Below are 16,365 nucleotides of genomic sequence, written 5' to 3' on the forward strand. Positions count from 1 at the left end.
CCCCCGTTCCCCCGGTCATCAGCCGCGCAGCCGCACCCCATGACGGGTACGGAGCCGGTCGATCTCCCACCACGCGACCGCCGTCACCGAGAGCGGCCCACCCACCAGGGCGGCCGCTTGCAGCAGCGGTGGCCCCGGCGGCAGCCCGCCCGTCACCAGACCGACGAGGGTGAGTTCCCACACCAGAACGGCGGTGAGCAGCGCGGGCAGCGCCGCGTGCGCCTCGGCCGCGTTGAAGGCGCCCTGGACGGCGGGGGCCGAGGCGAACGCCACGAAGCAGAGCAGCCAGAGCGTCGGAGTCAGCAGGGCCAGGGTGAGCGGTGCGAACAGGAACGGGCTGTCGACGCTGTTCTCCGCCTCCGAGAGGGCCCACACCATGCCCACCGTCAGCGGCGGCAGCGCGATGACCGCGCCGAAGTAGGTCGCCGCGGACCGCCCGGCCCGGCGCAGCGGTGCCCGCATCGCCGCCTTGGCCTCGGGCGAGGCCATCCGGAACACCACGGCGATCACCACGGGCGCCGTGAGCAGCAGCAGCCATGGCGTGATCAGCAGCCGCTGCCAGTACTGGTCCTGTGCCTCCTGGAAGGCGCCGGGGCCTCCGTACAGGGCGAGGAGCAGGATCGACGACACCCCGGCGGTCCAGGCGCGGATCCGCTGCACCCGCATCACCTCGGGGTCCGTGATCCGCCGATGCCCGTACGGCGGGAAGACCCGCCGTGCCCTGCCGCGCGCGGTGCGCGCCATCACGTAGCACACCATCATCGGAACGACCAGGTACCAGGTGCAGGGCACCAGCAGCAGCGCCCACCCGCAGCCGTTCATCCGCTGCCGTCCACCCCGCAGCACCACGCGCAGCGGCGGCCAGTCGTCCTCACGCAGCCGCTGCCAGCGGGAGCGGTGGGGCGGCGGCCCGGGGGGCGGTGGCGGCACCGGCGGCCCATACGGTCCGGGGTTGGGCACATAGGGGCCGTACGGTCCGGCCGGTGGCGGTGCGGGCGGCCCGTAGGGGCCGGGCTGTGGCGCGTACGGCCCGTACGGACCTGGCCGCGGATCCGGTCCGCCGTTCGGTGGCCCGGGCGGCGGATACGGACGGTGTCCCCCGTTGCTCACGCACATGTCCTTCCTGAGTGGGTCGGGTCGGTGCGTCCAGTCAACCCGGTCCGCGGGCCGACGCGTTGGGTATTCCCGGATCCCGCCCGACACCCGACCGGGTCCCGACCAGGCTCCGACCAGCACCGATCACCGCGCCCTGCCAGAATCGCCGTCATGCACACCGTGTACGCCCTGTTCGTGGGCATCGACGACTATCCCGGCCAGCCACTGCGCGGCTGTGTCAACGACGTCCGGGCGGCCGAGGAGTGGCTCGGCCGCACCGGTACGCCCGTCCGGTCCCGGCGGCTGTACGACGCCGACGCCACCCGGGCGGCCGTCCGCGCGGGCATCGAGGAGCACCTGGCCCAGGGCGGTCCCGGGGACACCGCCCTGCTGTGGTTCAGCGGGCACGGCAGCGAGGAGGAGACCGACGATCCGCGCGCGTCGACCGGGCGGTCCCAGGCCCTTGTCTGCCATGACAGCCTGCGCGCCGGTGGCCAGCCGCTGTTACGGGACACCGAACTCGGCGCCCTGCTCGACCGGATCGCGGCGCGCGGCACCCATGTCGTCGCCGTCCTCGACTGCTGCCACGCGGGCGGCGCGACCCGTGACACCGCGCCCGGTGCCACCGCGCGCGGAGTGCGCTGGCGGCCCTGGTGGGGTACGGAGGCGGCGCACGGTTCCCGCGACGGCGGCGGCGCGGGACCCACCCCGCCCCACCATGTCCTCCTCGCCGCCTGCCGTCCCCAGGAGCGCGCGTTCGAGACCGAGGTGTACGGAGAGGTACGCGGCTGCTTCAGCCACGCGGTGCTCGCCACCCTCGGCCGGCTGGGCCCCACCGCCACCTACGGGTCGGTGCACGCGCTCGTCGAGGAGCGCGTCAGCGGCCTGATGCCCTATCAGCACCCTGAGCTGCGCGGCCCGGAGGACGGCCGCTTCCTGCGCGGTGACTCCACGGCCGCCTCGCCCTTCCTGCTGCGGCACACCACGGCGGGCTGGGAGGTCAACTGCGGCCGCGCCCATGGGCTGCGTACGGTCGGCGCCGAGTTCACGGTGCGCGAGGAGGCCGTACGGGAGGGTACGGCGCGGGACATGGGCGCGCGTGCCGATGCGCGGCCCGCCCCGCGCGTGGTCAGCGTCCACACCCTGCGGGCGGAGACGGCGCTGGTGGAGCCGGTCGGCTGGGATCCGGGGGCGCCCGGCGGGAGCGCGGTCCACGAGGTGGCCCCGTCGGCGCTGGCCTTCCCGCCCGTTCTGGTCGCCCTCAGCGGGGACGAGCCCGCCGTGTCGCTGCTCACCCGGGCCGTGGCCGGTGAACCGCTGCTGACGACCGACGGGGACGGGCCCCCGCTCCAGGTCGCCGTGTACGGCGGGTACGCCCAGGTGTCCGGGGGCGGCGGGCAGCCGGTGCCGCCGCTGCCGCTGCGGACGCCCGAGGACGTCCGGCGGGTGACCGACTGTCTGACGCATATCGCGCGCTGGCAGCACATCCGGGACCTGGTCAACCCGGACCCCTGGCTGTCGTCGCTGGTGCGCGTCACCGTCCGGGAGACCCCGGTGGGGCGGATCCGGCACACGGCGGAGGGGGAGACCATCTGTTCCTACACCCCCGATGGCAGGCCCCCTCAGGTGATGGTGAGCGTCCACAACGACTCGGGGCGTGACCTGTGGTGTGTGCTCCTGAACCTCACCGATGGCTACGGCTCCTCGCCGCATCTGTTCGACGGCGAGTTCGTCGGGGCCGGGCGGGCGGGTGCGGCGCGGGGCGGCGAACCGGTCTGGCTCACCCTGCCGAAGGACCGTCCGCAGGTGCGCGGGGCCTTCACCCGGGACTGGCTGAAGGTCATCGTGGCCGAGAACGAGCTGAACCTGGCGCCCTTCCGGCTCCCGGCCTGGTCCCCGCACGCGCCCGCCGGGTCCCGTGGCGGGGGCGCCACGGGTACCGGCGGAGTGCTGCGGTTCACCGCTCCCACCGACGGCCGTGACGCCGGTGGGCCCGCGCCGGAGCCGGGCCGCTGGGGCACGGCCCAGGTGCTGCTGCACACGGAGGTGGTCTGAGCGGCGCGGCGGCGGCTCACCAGCCGAGATGGGTGAAGCCCGCCCAGGCGGTCAGGTCGTCGCCGCGGATGTCCCGTACCCGCCGCTGGAGGTGGCGGGGCATCCCGGGCGGCGGCTCGCGGTGGTCGTCCAGCATCCAGAGCTGGGCGTGACGCAGGGCCGCGCCCGGGGTGTGGCGGCCGTGGCTCAGGTAGTGGTGGGTCATGTACATCAGCAGGGAGGTGGCGTCGTCGGGGACGGGCCACAGGGAGCCGATGACGGAGCGGGCGCCCGCGACGAGGAAGGCGGTGGCGAGGCTGTACGCCTCGTCGTGGCCGTGTCCGGAGACATGGGTGCGGCAGGCGGCGAGGATCACGAGTTCGAGGTGGTGGAACCGGTCCTCGCCTTCGGTGAGTTCCTCGGCGGAGAGCCGGCCGCCCGAGAGCGCCAGATAGGAGCTGTGGCGCTGGCCCTGGCTGACGACGCCGTGACAGGCGAGGTGGAGCAGTCCGCCGTGCTGGGTGCGCAGCCAGGCGGTGACGGCGGCGGGGGTGGCGGTGCCGGGGCCGAGGAGCTGGCCGTGGGGGTGGAAGTCGCGGTGGATGGCCTCGGCCTCCTCTCCGGCGTGGTGGAGGTCGCGGGTGGGGTTGCCGATGATGAGGGGGTCGGGGGAGCGGCGGACCGGGGTGGCGGGCCGGGCGGCGATCTCGCAGAGCAGACGGGCGGAGGGGAGATAGGACACATCGGCCTTCTGGCAGGCGTACACGCCCTGGCCGCCGCGCCGTCGCAGCCGGGCGGCGTGCCAGGGCACCAGACCCAGTTCCGCCATGGGGACGAGGATGAGGGTGGGTGCCGTGCCGCTGCCGGGTGTCAGCTCCTTCAGCAGGGGCCGCATCGCGACCGTACCGGCCCAGTCACCGAGCTGGTCGAGGGCGGCGGCGCTCGCGTCGGTCCGGACGGACGGCCGCGGCGGGGGGAGGGTGGTGTCGGTGAGCGGGCCGCCCGCGTCGCGCCCGGGGGCGCCCTGGGCCCGGTACCGCGCCAGCGGGGGCGCGGTGACGGAGAGTTCGGGCAGTTCCAGCGTCCGGGCCGCGCCGTCGGCGGTGACGATCAGGGCCGTCCCCGGTGCCGCGCGACGCCCGAAGAGCATCCGGTCCCGCACCGGGGGGTCCTCGTCGTCGGCGGGCAGGAGGTAGACGAACGCGGTCGCGCCCAGAGCGGTCAGCGCGGCGCCGATCTCCCCGGTCGCCGGGGGGTTGAACAGCCGTCGCTTCAGGGGTGAGGCGGCGAGGGTCTGGAGCACCCGGCGGCGCAGCCTGCTGCCGGGCCCGGCGACCGGGCCCGGTACCGCGTCGGGGCGCGGTTCGGCCACGGTGGCCGAGCCCCCGGCCGCCCGCCACTCCTCGGCGAGCTCGGGCTGGCCCAGGGAGCGCAGCAGCTCGGGCACGGTGGTGGCGACCGTCGCCGCGTGCAGGGTCAGTCCGCGCCCGGCGTCCAGCGCCCGTACCGCGTCGGCGGGCACACCGTCCGCCAGACACCAGCGGGCCACCTCCAGGGCCCGCTCGCTGGCATAGCGAGCGGTCTCGGCGGCATGGGCGGTACCGGACTGGAGCAGCACCGTCCACGCGGACGCCGTCAGTGCCTCCAGACCCAGCCGTCGCGCCTCGGCGTGGTTGAGGCCCTTCGCCCGGGGATTGACGAGGTGGGAGACATCGCCCCGGACCCGGTAGGCGTCGGCCAGCGCCTTGGTCATGTTCCCCCACAGCGGATGCTCGGGGCCCCGGGCCAGCCGCCTGGTCCGTCGCATCCAGGCGATGCCCTGGTCGAGATGGGCGTGGCGGTCCTGGCGGGGGGCGAGGGAGAACACGGCCAGGCCCATATGGCTCATCCCGAGGGTGAAGGCAGCGCGCAGCCAGCGCTCGTCATCGGGTTCCAGTTCCTCCAGGGCCTCCTCCAGCAGTCCCAGGGCGCCGAGCGCGCCCGGGTAGTCCCGGGCCATCTGAGCCCGGCCGCCGAGCAGGATCCCCGACTCCACCAGCCGCCCGATCCGTGCCTCACGCGGCATTCCGGCGATCTCCCGCCGTATCGCGTCGGCCGTCAGCGGCGTCCCGCCGCCGTTCTCGGGGATCCACTCGCCGGTGCGACGTGCGCTCAGGATGTCCAGCTGGGAGCGGGCGATGTCCAGTTGGGACTGGAGTCCGAGCCGGTCCATGTGCTGGGGGGAGAGCGCGCCGATGGCGGCCTCCATGACATGGATCTGCTCGGTGAGCGCGGGCTCGTCCTGACGCCGGATGGCCTGGTGGGAGCGGAACATGGCCAGTTGGGCGTCGAGGGGGGCGCGCTGGGAGTCATCCCAGAACGGCAGCGCGCTGACCCGGGCGAGATCCTCGACGGCGGAGTCGTAGTCGTCCTCGCCGCCGGTGAGCTGGGCGAGGTGGAGCCGGAGCGCGGCGTGCTGGAGTTCCAGGACGGCGGTCTCCTGGGTACCCGGGGGCGTCCGCGCGAGCGCCTCCTCGATCCGGTGGAGCGCCGCCTCCATCTCCGCGGGATCGTCCAGGTGCTGCATCCCCGACGTGGCGCCCATGAACGTCACGCCGGTCTGCCAGCGCTGGTCGGACGGCCCGTGCAGCCGGGCCTCCTCACGCAGTTCCTCCTCCCGTACCGGGTCGCTGATGACCTCGCTGAAGCGGAGCATCGGCAGCATGGAGAGGATCTGCCCGGCCCGCAGTCCGGACATCACCGTGCCCCGCTCCAGCAGCCGCCAGTCCGCGTAGAGCCGTTCGAACGCCTCGCCCCCGCTGGCGCAGCCGAGCCGGTCGAGGACCAGGGCGGTCACCCGTTGGGTGTCGTCGATGTCGGTCAGTCCCTGCTGGGCCGACTGTCCCAGTTCGTACATGAGGGCCTGGAGGTCGTACGGCTGCCTCACCGGTCACCACCCCCCGGCGCGCGGCGCGGTACGGGTCCGGTACGGCGCGAGCGCGGCGTTGAGCCACTCCTCGCCCTCCGGGGTGCCGAAGTCCACGGAGGCCGGGCCCGCCGCTTCGAGGGCGCCGGGTCCGCCCCGGTCATCGAAGAGGACGGCGACCCGGTCGGCCGGTTCGCGCTTCGACGGCCAGACGAACCCCTGGGCCCAGCCTTGGGTGGAGCGGCGGATCCAGTGGCCCCAGTCACGGGTCTGGGGGTAGTCCATGCCTTCGGCGTGCACCAGCCAGGTGTCCTGGGCGACCGCCGCGAGATCGGTGCCGGACATCAGCGACACCACGGGGACGTCCTCGGTCAACCGCAGGAAGGTGAGGCTGCGGCGCTCGAACGCGGCGCGCGGCAGGAGCCGCCGCCCGTCGCTCTCGTACGGCAGGGAGCGCAGCAGCACCTCGCAGAGGGCGGCACCGGCGCTGAAGCCGATGTAGACATAGCCGTACGTGTCGTACGGAGTGCTGTCGAACCGTCCACCGTAGTAGAAGGGGTGGGTCAGCCGGGTGTTGTACGCGGTGGGCTCGCGGCCGCTGCCGTGGACCCGGTAGACCGGGGTCCCGGCGCGGAGTACGGCACGGGACGGCTCGTCCGGCAGGCTGGCGGGAGGCGGTTGTTTACCCATCGTGTCTCACTCCCCGTCCAGGGCGACGAGCGCCTCGGCGGCGCCCCGCAGTTCCGCGTCCCGGCCACGGCCGAGGAGGGCGGCCGGTGTCCCCTCCCACCACGTGGTGCGCGACAGCCACCAGTCGGCCGCTCCCCAGGGGTCGCGGTCGGCGCCGAGGAGGGTGTTGACATCGAGGACCACCCGCCAGGGCATGGTGCCCGCCTCGAACTGGAACAGCGGCAGGGAGCGCCGCCCGTCCCGGTCGGTGAGGGCGATCAGCAGCGGATCGGCCCCCGCGTGCCAGGCCAGGGCGGGCTCGGCGAGGAGCCGGTCCCGGATGGGGCCGAGGTCGGGGCCGACCATCGGATTGCCGTCGAGCACCAGCATGCACAGGTCGAAGGCGCTGTACCCCTGGTGGAGCGGGTCCGTCGGCGCGGGCGCGCTGACGAACCGGGCCGACGCGCCCTCGCGGCGGAGCCGCTCGGCCTCGCCCGCCGGGAGCGAGCCGAGGACCTCCCGTACCGCGCGGTCGGCGGCCGACTCCCGGTCCGTGACCGCCGCCTCGTCCGTGTTCAGCTGCCTGAGCCGGGTGAGTCCGTCCCGGAGCGCGTCGCGGGCGCCGGGGCCGAGCGTGGGCGCCAGTCTGTTCCAGTCGGCCGCGAACGCGGCCAGCACCATGAAGGGATTCACCCGCACCGAAGACCTCTCTGTACCTGTTCGGGTAACGCTGTCATGCCGGGCGGCTGGCCGTGACCGCCGCCGAGTGCCTCGCGGACCACATCCGCCTGACGTGCCCGCCGTACGACGAGGTGGACCGCGGGCTCCGCGCCCGCGCCCGCCGCCAGCGCGGTCCACAGGGCGCTCACGCTGGCGTGGGTGGACAGCCCGCCCCGGCCGGAGCCGAGCAGCGGGAAGCAGATCGAGCGCAGCGGCGGGGTGAACTCCCCCCGCTCCCGGTCCATCAGCGCCAGCGCCGCGCCGACCGCCGTGACGACGTCCTGGGGATTGACGTCGTAGTCGCTGGTCCCGGGCCGTGGCACCGCGACGGCCGCGTGGTAGATCCGGCGCACCCCCCGGGCCGCGAGCGCCCCGGATCCCGTCGGGGCGATGGTTCCGGGCTGTACGGGACGGCCGAGCGCGCCGTTCTCCCGGCGCCAGCCGAGGAGGGCGTCGTATACGGGGTCGTCGACCGCGTGGCCCGTGGCGTCGCGGCCCGCGGCGGCCCGGCGCAGCGACGCCGCCACGGACGCCTTGTACATCTCCGGGAGACCGAGATGGGTGTTGCTGGGAGAGACGATCACGTCGATGTCCCGCAGCAGTTCGACCGGGTGCAGGTGGAGCGTCACCGACAGCGCCCCGAGCCGCAGCGCCTGGTGCTGAAGGTGCGGGGAGAGCAGCGGGGTCCCGGAGCCCGAGGCGCCGTGGACCCAGGTCTCGGTCAGCCAGCAGACCTGTTCGGCGACCTGCCCGAGGATCATCTCCTCCTGACTCTTGCGGAAGCGCTCGACGCTGAGGTCGTAGACCTTCGCGGCGCGTCGGCGGCGGTCACCGGCCGCCATGTCCCGCATACCGGGGGCGAGTCCGAGGGAGTAGGCCGCCGCCGTCTGGAGGTGGCCGCCGCCGAGCCGGGAGACCGCCTCCCGCAGCAGGTTCTCGACCTCGACGGGCCAGGCGTCGGTGATGTCGCGGGAGACGAGCGCGGCGGCCCGGCGCAGGGTGGGGAGGTCGAGATCGCGGATGCGGACCACCCCTTCCGCGCGCACCATTTTCACCTCCCGGAGGATCGACGTGACAGCGAACTGCGGGGCACCCGGCGACATGGGGCCATGATCGGGCACCCGGGGAACGGGTCACAAGCCGAAAACCCGGTACGGGGCACCCTAGTGGCGTCAGGAGCCCACGGCGGGGCGGGCCCTGGTCGGGCCCGGGTCGTTCCGTGGTCGCGCCGCCCGGCGCCGGTTCCCCGTGTGGAGTGCCAGGCCGGGGGTAGCCGCGGTGACACAAGGACATGAGCCGACGGAAGGAGCCAGACCGTGTACGCCGCCATGAGAGCGCACCGGACCGGTACCCACTCCCCCGCCCTCGCCCAGGGCCTCGCGGTGTTCAGCCTGGGCTGTGGCGCGCTGGGGTTCTTCGTCCTGAGCCTGCTGCTGGGGCCGCTCGCGATCCTCACGGGCTATCTGGCGCTGTTGTCCGCGCGGCCCTTCGGCGCTCGGGGCCGCGGGGAGCGGCGCGGCATCGCGCTGGCGAAGGCGGGCATCGTCCTCGGTGCCGTGGTTCTGGCGCTGTACGCGGTGTTGTTGACCGCGCGGAGCTGACGGAGGCGCGTCGGACAGGGCGGGATCGGAGAACAGGACAGGATCGGAGAACGGGACACGCCCGGCGGGCGGCAGGCCCGGCGGGCGGCAGGCCCGGCGGGCGGCAGGCCCGGCGGGCGGACCTGGGTGATGAGCGCGCGCCCGGGTCCGCGGCCCTCACCACCGCGCACCTGACGGCTCACCCGCCCCCCGTACCTCGCGGTTCCCGGCCCCTCGCCCCATGCTGGAGAGAAGGCCGCGTGCGGTACAGCGCTCCCGGAGGTGACTGCCGTGCCCCTGACCGTCACCGTCGGTGTCGACGGATCCCCGCAGAGTCTCGCCGCGGTGGACTGGGCCGCCCGGGAGGCGGAGCTGCGGGGGCTGCCGCTGAGGGTCGTCAACGCCTGGCAGATGCCGTATCCGCTGCCCGAGGCGCCGGAGGCACGGGAGGCGCTGGAGCACTGGGCGCGCCGCGTTCCCCGGGAGACCGGGGAACGGGTGCGGCGCGCTCACCCCTCGCTGGAGCTGACCGTGGAGCAGACCGACGGGCGGGCCGGGGAGGTGCTGTCGGCCGCGGCCGAGGGATCGGCGCTGCTGGTGCTGGGCTCCGAGGGGCTGAGCGGGATGGCCGGGTATCTGGTGGGCTCCATCGGGCATCTGCTCCTCGGTGAGGTCGCGGGAACACCCCTGGTCTTCGTGCGCTCCGCGGGATCGGGCGGCCGGGAGCCCGTGCCGGACGGCCCGGTCGTGGTGGGGGTGTCGGACGGTGCCGACGCGCCACTGGGGTTCGCGTTCGAGGCCGCCGACCGGCGCGGCTGTCCGGTGCGCGCCGTCCACGCCTGGCGGGTGCCCGGCTACTTCGGCTATGGGCTGGTCTCGGATGACTCCCTGACCAGTGGCCATGACCAGCGGGAGGCGGCGCGGCTGGCCGATCTGGTGCGGCCCTGGCGCGAGCGGTATCCGGCGGTGCCGGTGCATGAGGAGACCGTGGCGGGGCGGGCCGTCGACGCGCTGACGGACGCGTCGGACGGCGGGGCCCTGCTGGTGGTGGGGCACCGGACCAGGCGGCTTCCGGTCGGTGCTCGCGCGGGGTCCATCACGTACGGGGCGCTGCACCATGTCCCCATCCCCGTCGCCGTGGTGTCGTACCGCTGAGGCGCGGACGGTTCGCGCGGACCGGGAGGATCCGGCCGGATCCGGACGGCCCGCGTCCGGTCCGGCGGCCCGGACCGCGGCGGCGTCCCGCACCAGGTGCGGCCGGAGGGTCCCGTTCGGTACGGAGGGCTGGCCCATCCGGCCCACGGGCGGCACCGGGGTGACCGTGTCACGCTGGTGGGACAGCCACGAGGCAGAGCCGCAGGCACAGGCGAGAGGGAGCGAGGCAGCCATGAAGGCCCTTGTCTTCGACGGTCCGGGACGGACCGCCTGGCGTGAGGTGCCGGATCCGGGGCTGCGGGATCCGGCGGACGCCGTCGTACGCGTGGACGCCGTGACCATCTGCGGGACGGACCTGCATATCGTCAACGGGGACGTACCCGAGGTAACCCCCGGCACGGTACTCGGGCACGAGGCCGTCGGCGAGGTCATGGAGACCGGCCCCCAGGTCAGCGCGGTCCGGCCAGGCGACCGGGTCCTGGTCTCCTGTATCAGCCCCTGCGGACGGTGCCGGTTCTGCCGGGAGCGCCGCTACGGCCTCTGCCAGGGCGGCGGTGGCTGGGTCCTCGGACATCTGATCGACGGCACCCAGGCCGAGTATGTCCGGGTCCCCTTCGCCGATCTCTCCCTGCATCCGCTGCCCGGCCCGGTGGCGGACGCCGAGGCCGTCCTGCTGGCCGACATCTTCCCCACCGCCTACGAGGTCGGTGTGCTCAACGGCCGGGTGCGGCCCGGTGACACCGTCGCCGTGGTGGGCGCCGGACCGATCGGGCTGGCCACGATCGCCACGGCCGGGCTCTACTCCCCCGGCCAGATCATCGCCGTCGACGTGGCGGAGCCCCGGCTGGCGGCGGCGCGCGCGGTGGGCGCGCACGTGACCGTCAACGGCAACGAGGGGCCTGAGCAGCTCATCGCCGACCTCACCGGGGACCTCGGCGCCGATGTCGCCGTCGAGGCGGTCGGGTTGCCGGAGACCTTCGAACTCTGCGCGCGCGTGGTGCGCCCCGGCGGCCGGGTCGCCAACGTGGGGGTGCACGGCCGCCCCGCGACCCTGCATCTGGAAGACCTGTGGATCAAGGACGTCACGATCACGACCGGACTCGTCGACTCCTTCTCCACCGACCTGCTGCTGAGCCTGCTCGCCGACGGCACCATCTCGTCCTCCTCCCTGGTCACCCACCGCTTCGAGCTGGACCGGATGGAGGAGGCGTACGACGTGTTCGCGCGCGCCGCGAGTACGGGCGCGCTGAAGGTGGTACTCGGGGATGTCCCGCACGACACCGTCGTACCGGTCTGACCCCGCCGTACCGACCCGGAGCGGAACCGAGACGCAGAGCGCGACCGGGACCCGGCGCACGGCGCGACGCACGGCCCGGGCGAAGGCCCGGCCGACGACCGATGTGAGGAGACGCGTGATGGAGGGTGCGGCACCCCGGCACCGAGGTGACTTCGGCAGACGGCTGTCCGCGCGCCGCAAGGAGATGGGCCTCAGCCGGGAGGAGGTGGCCGAGCGCAGCGGAGCCGCGCCGGGCTATATCGAGTACATCGAGGAGCGGGGCGACGCACCCGGTTCCGGGGTCGTGATCCGGCTCGCCGACGCGCTCGGGACCACCGTCGGCGAGCTGACCGGACAGACGGTCAACGAGCCGCCGGGCCAGGGGTCCGCCCCCGCCGGTTCGGGACTGCGGGTCCTGGACGAGAGCGAGTGCCGCGCGCTGCTCGGCCGGGGCGGTGTCGGCCGGATCGCCGTGGTCACCCCCGACGGGCCGGTGGTGGTGCCGGTCAACTACCTCGTCCTCGACGGGGAGATCTCCTACCGGACCGCGCTGGGGGCCGCTCCCTCCCTGGCCGGGGAGCAGGTCGTCGCGTTCGAGGTGGACCGCGTCGACGACGCCTTCCGCCAGGGCTGGAGCGTGCTCGTGGTGGGACAGGGTCACTTCGTCACGGACACCGCGCGGGTGGCGGAGCTGGAGGCACGGGCACCCGGGCTGGCGTGGGCGGGCGAGAGCCGCACGGTCTGGCTCTCCATCACCCCGCGGCGGATCACGGGCCGGCGCATCGTCAACGAGCTGGGACCCTCCTGACGGTCCCGCCGCGCACACCGCCTACGGTGGGAACCGGGCCGCCCCGCCCACCCGGGCGCCCGGGGAGCGGATGCCGCCCCAGGGCCGGGACACCGGTCGCCACCGCCGGACGCCGCGCCCGACCGGGCCCCGAACGCCGGCTGATCCGGCACCGCCGTACGAGCGTGGCGCGCGGGAAACCTCCCCCCCTCCGGCCGGGCTTTTGATACCGGCGCTTCTCATCTCCGGCCCCGCCCGGGCGTCAGCACGCGCCGGGCAGATCCCGGGCCCGGTCGAAAACCTCGGTGAGCACGGGCCCGCCGGGTTGCCCAAACGCGCACGCGCCATGAACGAGTTGCGCCCAATTGATGGAGAGATCGTGCGCATCGATGAGGTCGCGGCCGCATGCATAAACGCAGACGGCGCCGGGTGAGGAAGGGCCTTGGCGGCTTCGGGGAGTCTCAAGACGCCGATCCCCGGCCCTTGTTCGTCTGTAGAAGACGAGTAACGAGGCGTGTTTCAATCCTCGCGGCGTAACGGACGCAGGGGGCGTCGACGTCATGTGGGGGCGAGGGCCGTAAGGATGCGGTCCGCGTTGCGAGGAAGTGTCCCTGACTCCGCGGCAGACGGGGGGTTGGTCGATGACGCATGTCGTTATTCGGAGTTCCGCTCAGGAAGACGTTGGCCATTTCAAAGCAGCCGTTCCTCCCCATGGCTGTGTGCAAATCGTCCGGGATCACGAGGAAGACCTTCGTGGCACCGCGGCGAGTTATCGGTTCGGTGAAGTGCGAGCCCTCTTCCTGGAGGGCGGACCACGTGAGCTGATCCGACCCAGCAGAACGCTCCAGCAGAGTACAGACGGATATCTCAGCGTCTGTCGCCCCCTGGTCGGCAGAGTGCATGTCTTCCAAGACGGAAGACATGCCGCCGCGCGTGGCGCGCAACTCGTCGCCTATGACTGCTCCCGGCCTTACAAGGTCATCATGCCGGAGCGGTTCCGCATGGTGGTCCTCCTGCTGCCCCGCCGCCTGACGGGGCTCTCGGCTCGGGATACGGAGTTACTCACGGCACGGATGTGGTGCGGCTCGCAGGGGCTGGGCGCATTACTGTCGGACCTGCTCGTGGGTCTGGAACAGCATGGCGATCAAGTCAATACGGGAATCGAACTCCTGGGTGGCAGCATGGCGGGTCTGGTCACCGCGCTGTGCACCGAACGGCTGCGCTCCATGGCCGAGGAACTGGGCCTGAGCAGACCCACCCTGATGCCCAGCATCCAGGCGTTTATACGGGAGCGGCTGGCCGACCCCGACCTCTGTCCGCTGACCGTGGCCCACCAGTACAACGTCTCACTGCGTTACCTACAGAAGATCTTCCGCGAGCACGATACGAGCCCGGCCCGCTGGATCCGGGACGAGAGACTGGCTCGCAGCCGCTCCGACCTGGCCGATCCTCGATTCGATCATCTTGCCATCGCGGCCATCGGCGAGCGGTCGGGCTTCTACGCGGCCTCCCACTTCAGCCGTCTCTTCCGGGACCGCTACGGCATCACCCCCCGGGAGTTCCGAAAGAGACGGGAGGCACCATCGCCCCTTAATTCATAATGCACCCACCTCAGGACACGGACCGCTTTCAACAGTCTTGGGAAGGCCACTACCTTGAGTATCCCGACCAGCTCAACAGGCTCGACAAGCTTTGAATTCCCCGGAAAATACTACGAGATCATGCGCAAAGATTTCCGGAACGTCGCCGCGGAGACCGAATTCCTGGTCGGCCATACACCCTCGGGAGGACGTGTTCTCGATCTGGGATGCGGAACCGGAACCAATCTCAGAGAACTCGGGGCGCGCGGCTTCTCCTGCGTGGGAGTGGACCAGAGCGCTCGTTTCATCGAATATGCACAGAACCTCGGCGGCAAGAATGTGGACTATGTGTACGACCGGGCGGAGAACTTCACTTCCGAGCATCGGTTCGACCTGGTCTACAGCATCTTCATGACCCTTAACTACCTGCCCCGGGCGGAACTGCGGCCGGTACTTCGCACGATGCGGGACCTGGTGCGTCCCGGCGGTCAGATCGTTCTTGAGTTCGGCCATCTGCTGAACTTCGTGGAGGGCTACCAGCAGCACACCGTGGCCCACCATCGCGGCGAGGGAGTGCTCATCACCCGGCTCGCCCGCCAGTCGATCATCCCGCACGCGGGGAACTGGCGAAATGAGGAGACCCTGCTCGTCCGCGAAGGGGACGGCACGCTCTCCCTCTACGACAACTTCTTCGACCAGGCGGTCCTCACCGGGCCGGAGGTCCGCGGACTCCTGGACGACGCCGGCCTCTCCATCACCGCCGAGTACGGCGGCTTCCGCAAGGAACCGGCCCCCGGCCACGGACGTGGCCCCCTGGTGATCGTGGCGACCGCGCGGGAGGCGAACGACCGATGACGAACGACGACTGCTCCTTCCTCCACGGCGGTCCCGCCCCCGTGGCGGACGTGAGCCATCTCGGCGCGGCCCTGGTCCGCGCGGCTGACACCGGCGGCACCGAGGAGCGCATCCGGTTCATCGCGGGCGACGGCGGCGAGACCGGCTGGTCGTACGCGCGGCTGCTGGACGACGCGGCGCGGATCCTCACCGGTATCCGCGCGGCGGGCGCCGTCCCCGGTGAGACCGTCATCCTCCAGGTGGGCGACGACCCCGAGCTGCTGGCCGCCTTCTGGGCCTGCCTCCTCGGCGGCTTCGTGCCCATGCCGGTCAACGCCGGGGGCACCGACGAACAGCGCGCGGCCGCACCCGAGTTGCTGCGCCGGGTCTGGCAGGGCTATGACCGCCCGAGCGTCATCACCGGCTCCGGTCAGCAGGTGGTACCCGCCATGACCGCCGATCCCCGCTGGGGCGGTGCCTGGCTCGGCACCACCCGGGAGCTGCTCGCCAACCCGCCCGACCGCGGCTGGCACCAGGCCGCCCCCGACGACCCGGCCATGCTGCTCCTGACCTCGGGCAGCACCGGGGTGCCCAAGGCCGTGGTGCTCACCCACCGCAACGTCCTGAGCCGTACGGCGGCCACGGTCCAGGTGAACCGGCTGAGCGGCGCGACCCGCAGCTTCAACTGGATGCCGCTGGACCATGTCGGCGGTCTGGTGATGTTCCACGCCCGCGATGTCTATCTGGGCTGCCACCAGGCGCACGCCCGGTTCGCGTGGGTGCTCGCCGATCCGTCGCGCTGGATCACCGGCATCGACCGGCACCGCTCCGACACCACCTGGGCGCCCAACTTCGCCTTCGGGCTCATCAACGACCAGGCGGACCGGCTCGCGGGACAGCCCCTGGACCTCAGCTGCCTGCGGTACATCATGAACGGCGGTGAGGCCGTCCGCAGTGGTGTGGTCCGCCGCTTCCTCGAACTGCTCGGCGCCTTCGGGCTGCCGCCGGACGCCATGTACCCGGGCTGGGGGATGTCGGAGACCTCCGCCGGGGTGGCCGACTGCGAGTTCTCCGCGGTCGACGCCGGGGACGAACGGTACGTACCCGTGGGGCGTCCACAGCCCGGGACGTCGCTGCGCGTGGTCGACGAGCGCAACGAACTGGTGCCCGCCGGGGAGACCGGCCGGCTCCAGGTCACCGGTGCCGCCGTGACCCGCGGCTACTACCGCAACGACGAGCAGAACCGGCAGTCGTTCACCAGCGACGGCTGGTTCAAGTGCGGAGACCTCGCCTACATCCAGAACGGCATCCTCACGGTGACCGGGCGGGCGGACGATGTCATCCAGCTGGACGACGTCACCTACCACGGCCATGAGATCGAGGCCAAGGTGGAGGAGCTGGACGTGGTCGAGCCGTCGTACACCGTGGCCAGCCTGGTGACCGGCGAGGACGGCGTCTCCGAGGAACTGGCCGTCTTCTTCCACCCCCGCGAGGGGACGGACACCCGCGCCGCCCAGGACGTGGTCCGCGACCGGGTGACGAAGGCGTTCGGGGTCGACATCGTGCATATCGTCGCGGTCACCAAGCGGGATATCCCCAAGACCGGTATCGGCAAGCTCCGCCGGGCCCAGCTGCGCGAACAGTTCGAGGCCACGCGCGCCACCGAGCCCGCCGCGCCGTCACGACGCCCCTGAGGGGCCACGCGCACACCGCACCGGGTGGTGCCGGGG

General features: G+C 72.8%; 13 protein-coding genes. 8 read left to right on the top strand and 5 right to left on the bottom strand.

Translation table 11 applies throughout. The features are described from left to right. Positions 1–18 precede the first annotated feature (18 nt). Positions 19–960, bottom strand: coding sequence for a hypothetical protein (locus ACFVIM_RS23125; protein ID WP_384304359.1), 942 nt, complete (start codon positions 958–960; stop codon positions 19–21). 306 nt (positions 961–1,266) lie between these two features. Here ACFVIM_RS23125 and ACFVIM_RS23130 point away from each other — a divergent pair, with 306 nt between their 5' ends. Further along, the gene (locus tag ACFVIM_RS23130) at positions 1,267–3,150 is read left to right on the top strand and encodes a caspase domain-containing protein (protein WP_384304361.1); all 1,884 of its coding nucleotides are present in this window, start codon (positions 1,267–1,269) and stop codon (positions 3,148–3,150) included. Positions 3,151–3,166: 16 nt separating this feature from the next. Here the strand turns inward: ACFVIM_RS23130 and ACFVIM_RS23135 are convergent, their stop codons facing one another. From ACFVIM_RS23135 to ACFVIM_RS23150, 4 genes are read right to left on the bottom strand one after another with little or no spacing between them, the layout of a single operon-like run. Continuing rightward, positions 3,167–6,055 (bottom strand): CHAT domain-containing protein, encoded by a 2,889-nt coding sequence (locus tag ACFVIM_RS23135; protein ID WP_384304364.1) that lies wholly within the window; start codon positions 6,053–6,055, stop codon positions 3,167–3,169. A 3-nt stretch (positions 6,056–6,058) separates the two neighbouring features. Further along, complete coding sequence (locus ACFVIM_RS23140; protein ID WP_384304367.1) at positions 6,059–6,724, bottom strand: RES family NAD+ phosphorylase; 666 nt, start codon at positions 6,722–6,724, stop codon at positions 6,059–6,061. A 6-nt stretch (positions 6,725–6,730) separates the two neighbouring features. Further along, positions 6,731–7,402 carry a hypothetical protein gene (locus tag ACFVIM_RS23145; protein WP_384304370.1) on the bottom strand — a complete coding sequence of 224 codons (672 nt, stop codon included), beginning with the start codon at positions 7,400–7,402 and terminating at the stop codon, positions 6,731–6,733. Continuing rightward, positions 7,393–8,472 carry a hypothetical protein gene (locus tag ACFVIM_RS23150; RefSeq protein WP_384304371.1) on the bottom strand — a complete coding sequence of 360 codons (1,080 nt, stop codon included), beginning with the start codon at positions 8,470–8,472 and terminating at the stop codon, positions 7,393–7,395. Before ACFVIM_RS23150 ends, ACFVIM_RS23145 begins: the two co-directional genes overlap by 10 nt. A 267-nt stretch (positions 8,473–8,739) precedes the next feature. Here ACFVIM_RS23150 and ACFVIM_RS23155 point away from each other — a divergent pair, with 267 nt between their 5' ends. The 7 genes from ACFVIM_RS23155 (at position 8,740) to ACFVIM_RS23185 (ending at position 16,329) form a co-directional block, all read left to right on the top strand. Beyond that, positions 8,740–9,024: a DUF4190 domain-containing protein gene (locus tag ACFVIM_RS23155; RefSeq protein WP_384304373.1), complete on the top strand. Its 285-nt coding sequence runs from the start codon at positions 8,740–8,742 to the stop codon at positions 9,022–9,024. A 270-nt stretch (positions 9,025–9,294) separates the two neighbouring features. Further along, positions 9,295–10,158, top strand: a complete 864-nt coding sequence (locus tag ACFVIM_RS23160; protein WP_384304376.1) for a universal stress protein — start codon at positions 9,295–9,297, stop codon at positions 10,156–10,158. A 232-nt stretch (positions 10,159–10,390) separates the two neighbouring features. Beyond that, the gene (locus tag ACFVIM_RS23165) at positions 10,391–11,455 is read left to right on the top strand and encodes an alcohol dehydrogenase catalytic domain-containing protein (RefSeq protein WP_384304378.1); all 1,065 of its coding nucleotides are present in this window, start codon (positions 10,391–10,393) and stop codon (positions 11,453–11,455) included. 118 nt (positions 11,456–11,573) lie between these two features. After that, a complete protein-coding gene (locus ACFVIM_RS23170; protein WP_384304381.1) occupies positions 11,574–12,242 on the top strand; it encodes a helix-turn-helix domain-containing protein in 669 nt (222 codons plus the stop codon). 620 nt (positions 12,243–12,862) lie between these two features. Continuing rightward, positions 12,863–13,822, top strand: coding sequence for a helix-turn-helix domain-containing protein (locus ACFVIM_RS23175; protein WP_384304382.1), 960 nt, complete (start codon positions 12,863–12,865; stop codon positions 13,820–13,822). Between the two features lie 120 nt (positions 13,823–13,942). Then, complete coding sequence (locus ACFVIM_RS23180) at positions 13,943–14,656, top strand: class I SAM-dependent methyltransferase (protein WP_384304386.1); 714 nt, start codon at positions 13,943–13,945, stop codon at positions 14,654–14,656. Beyond that, on the top strand, positions 14,653–16,329 hold the full coding sequence (locus tag ACFVIM_RS23185) for an AMP-binding protein (RefSeq protein WP_384304389.1): 1,677 nt from the start codon (positions 14,653–14,655) through the stop codon (positions 16,327–16,329). The genes ACFVIM_RS23180 and ACFVIM_RS23185 overlap by 4 nt, the downstream gene beginning before the upstream one ends. The last annotated feature ends 36 nt before the right edge of the window (positions 16,330–16,365 follow it).

It is taken from the genome of Streptomyces sp. NPDC057638, assembly GCF_042800315.1.
Classification (GTDB): Bacteria; Actinomycetota; Actinomycetes; order Streptomycetales; family Streptomycetaceae; genus Streptomyces.

Coding starts and splice junctions, on each gene's coding strand:
- ACFVIM_RS23130 (WP_384304361.1), top strand. CDS start 1,267: ATGCACACCGTGTACGCCCTGTTCGTGGGCATCGACGACTATCCCGGC.
- ACFVIM_RS23140 (WP_384304367.1), bottom strand. CDS start 6,724: ATGGGTAAACAACCGCCTCCCGCCAGCCTGCCGGACGAGCCGTCCCGT.
- ACFVIM_RS23150 (WP_384304371.1), bottom strand. CDS start 8,472: ATGGTGCGCGCGGAAGGGGTGGTCCGCATCCGCGATCTCGACCTCCCC.
- ACFVIM_RS23165 (WP_384304378.1), top strand. CDS start 10,391: ATGAAGGCCCTTGTCTTCGACGGTCCGGGACGGACCGCCTGGCGTGAG.
- ACFVIM_RS23170 (WP_384304381.1), top strand. CDS start 11,574: ATGGAGGGTGCGGCACCCCGGCACCGAGGTGACTTCGGCAGACGGCTG.
- ACFVIM_RS23175 (WP_384304382.1), top strand. CDS start 12,863: ATGACGCATGTCGTTATTCGGAGTTCCGCTCAGGAAGACGTTGGCCAT.
- ACFVIM_RS23180 (WP_384304386.1), top strand. CDS start 13,943: ATGCGCAAAGATTTCCGGAACGTCGCCGCGGAGACCGAATTCCTGGTC.
- ACFVIM_RS23185 (WP_384304389.1), top strand. CDS start 14,653: ATGACGAACGACGACTGCTCCTTCCTCCACGGCGGTCCCGCCCCCGTG.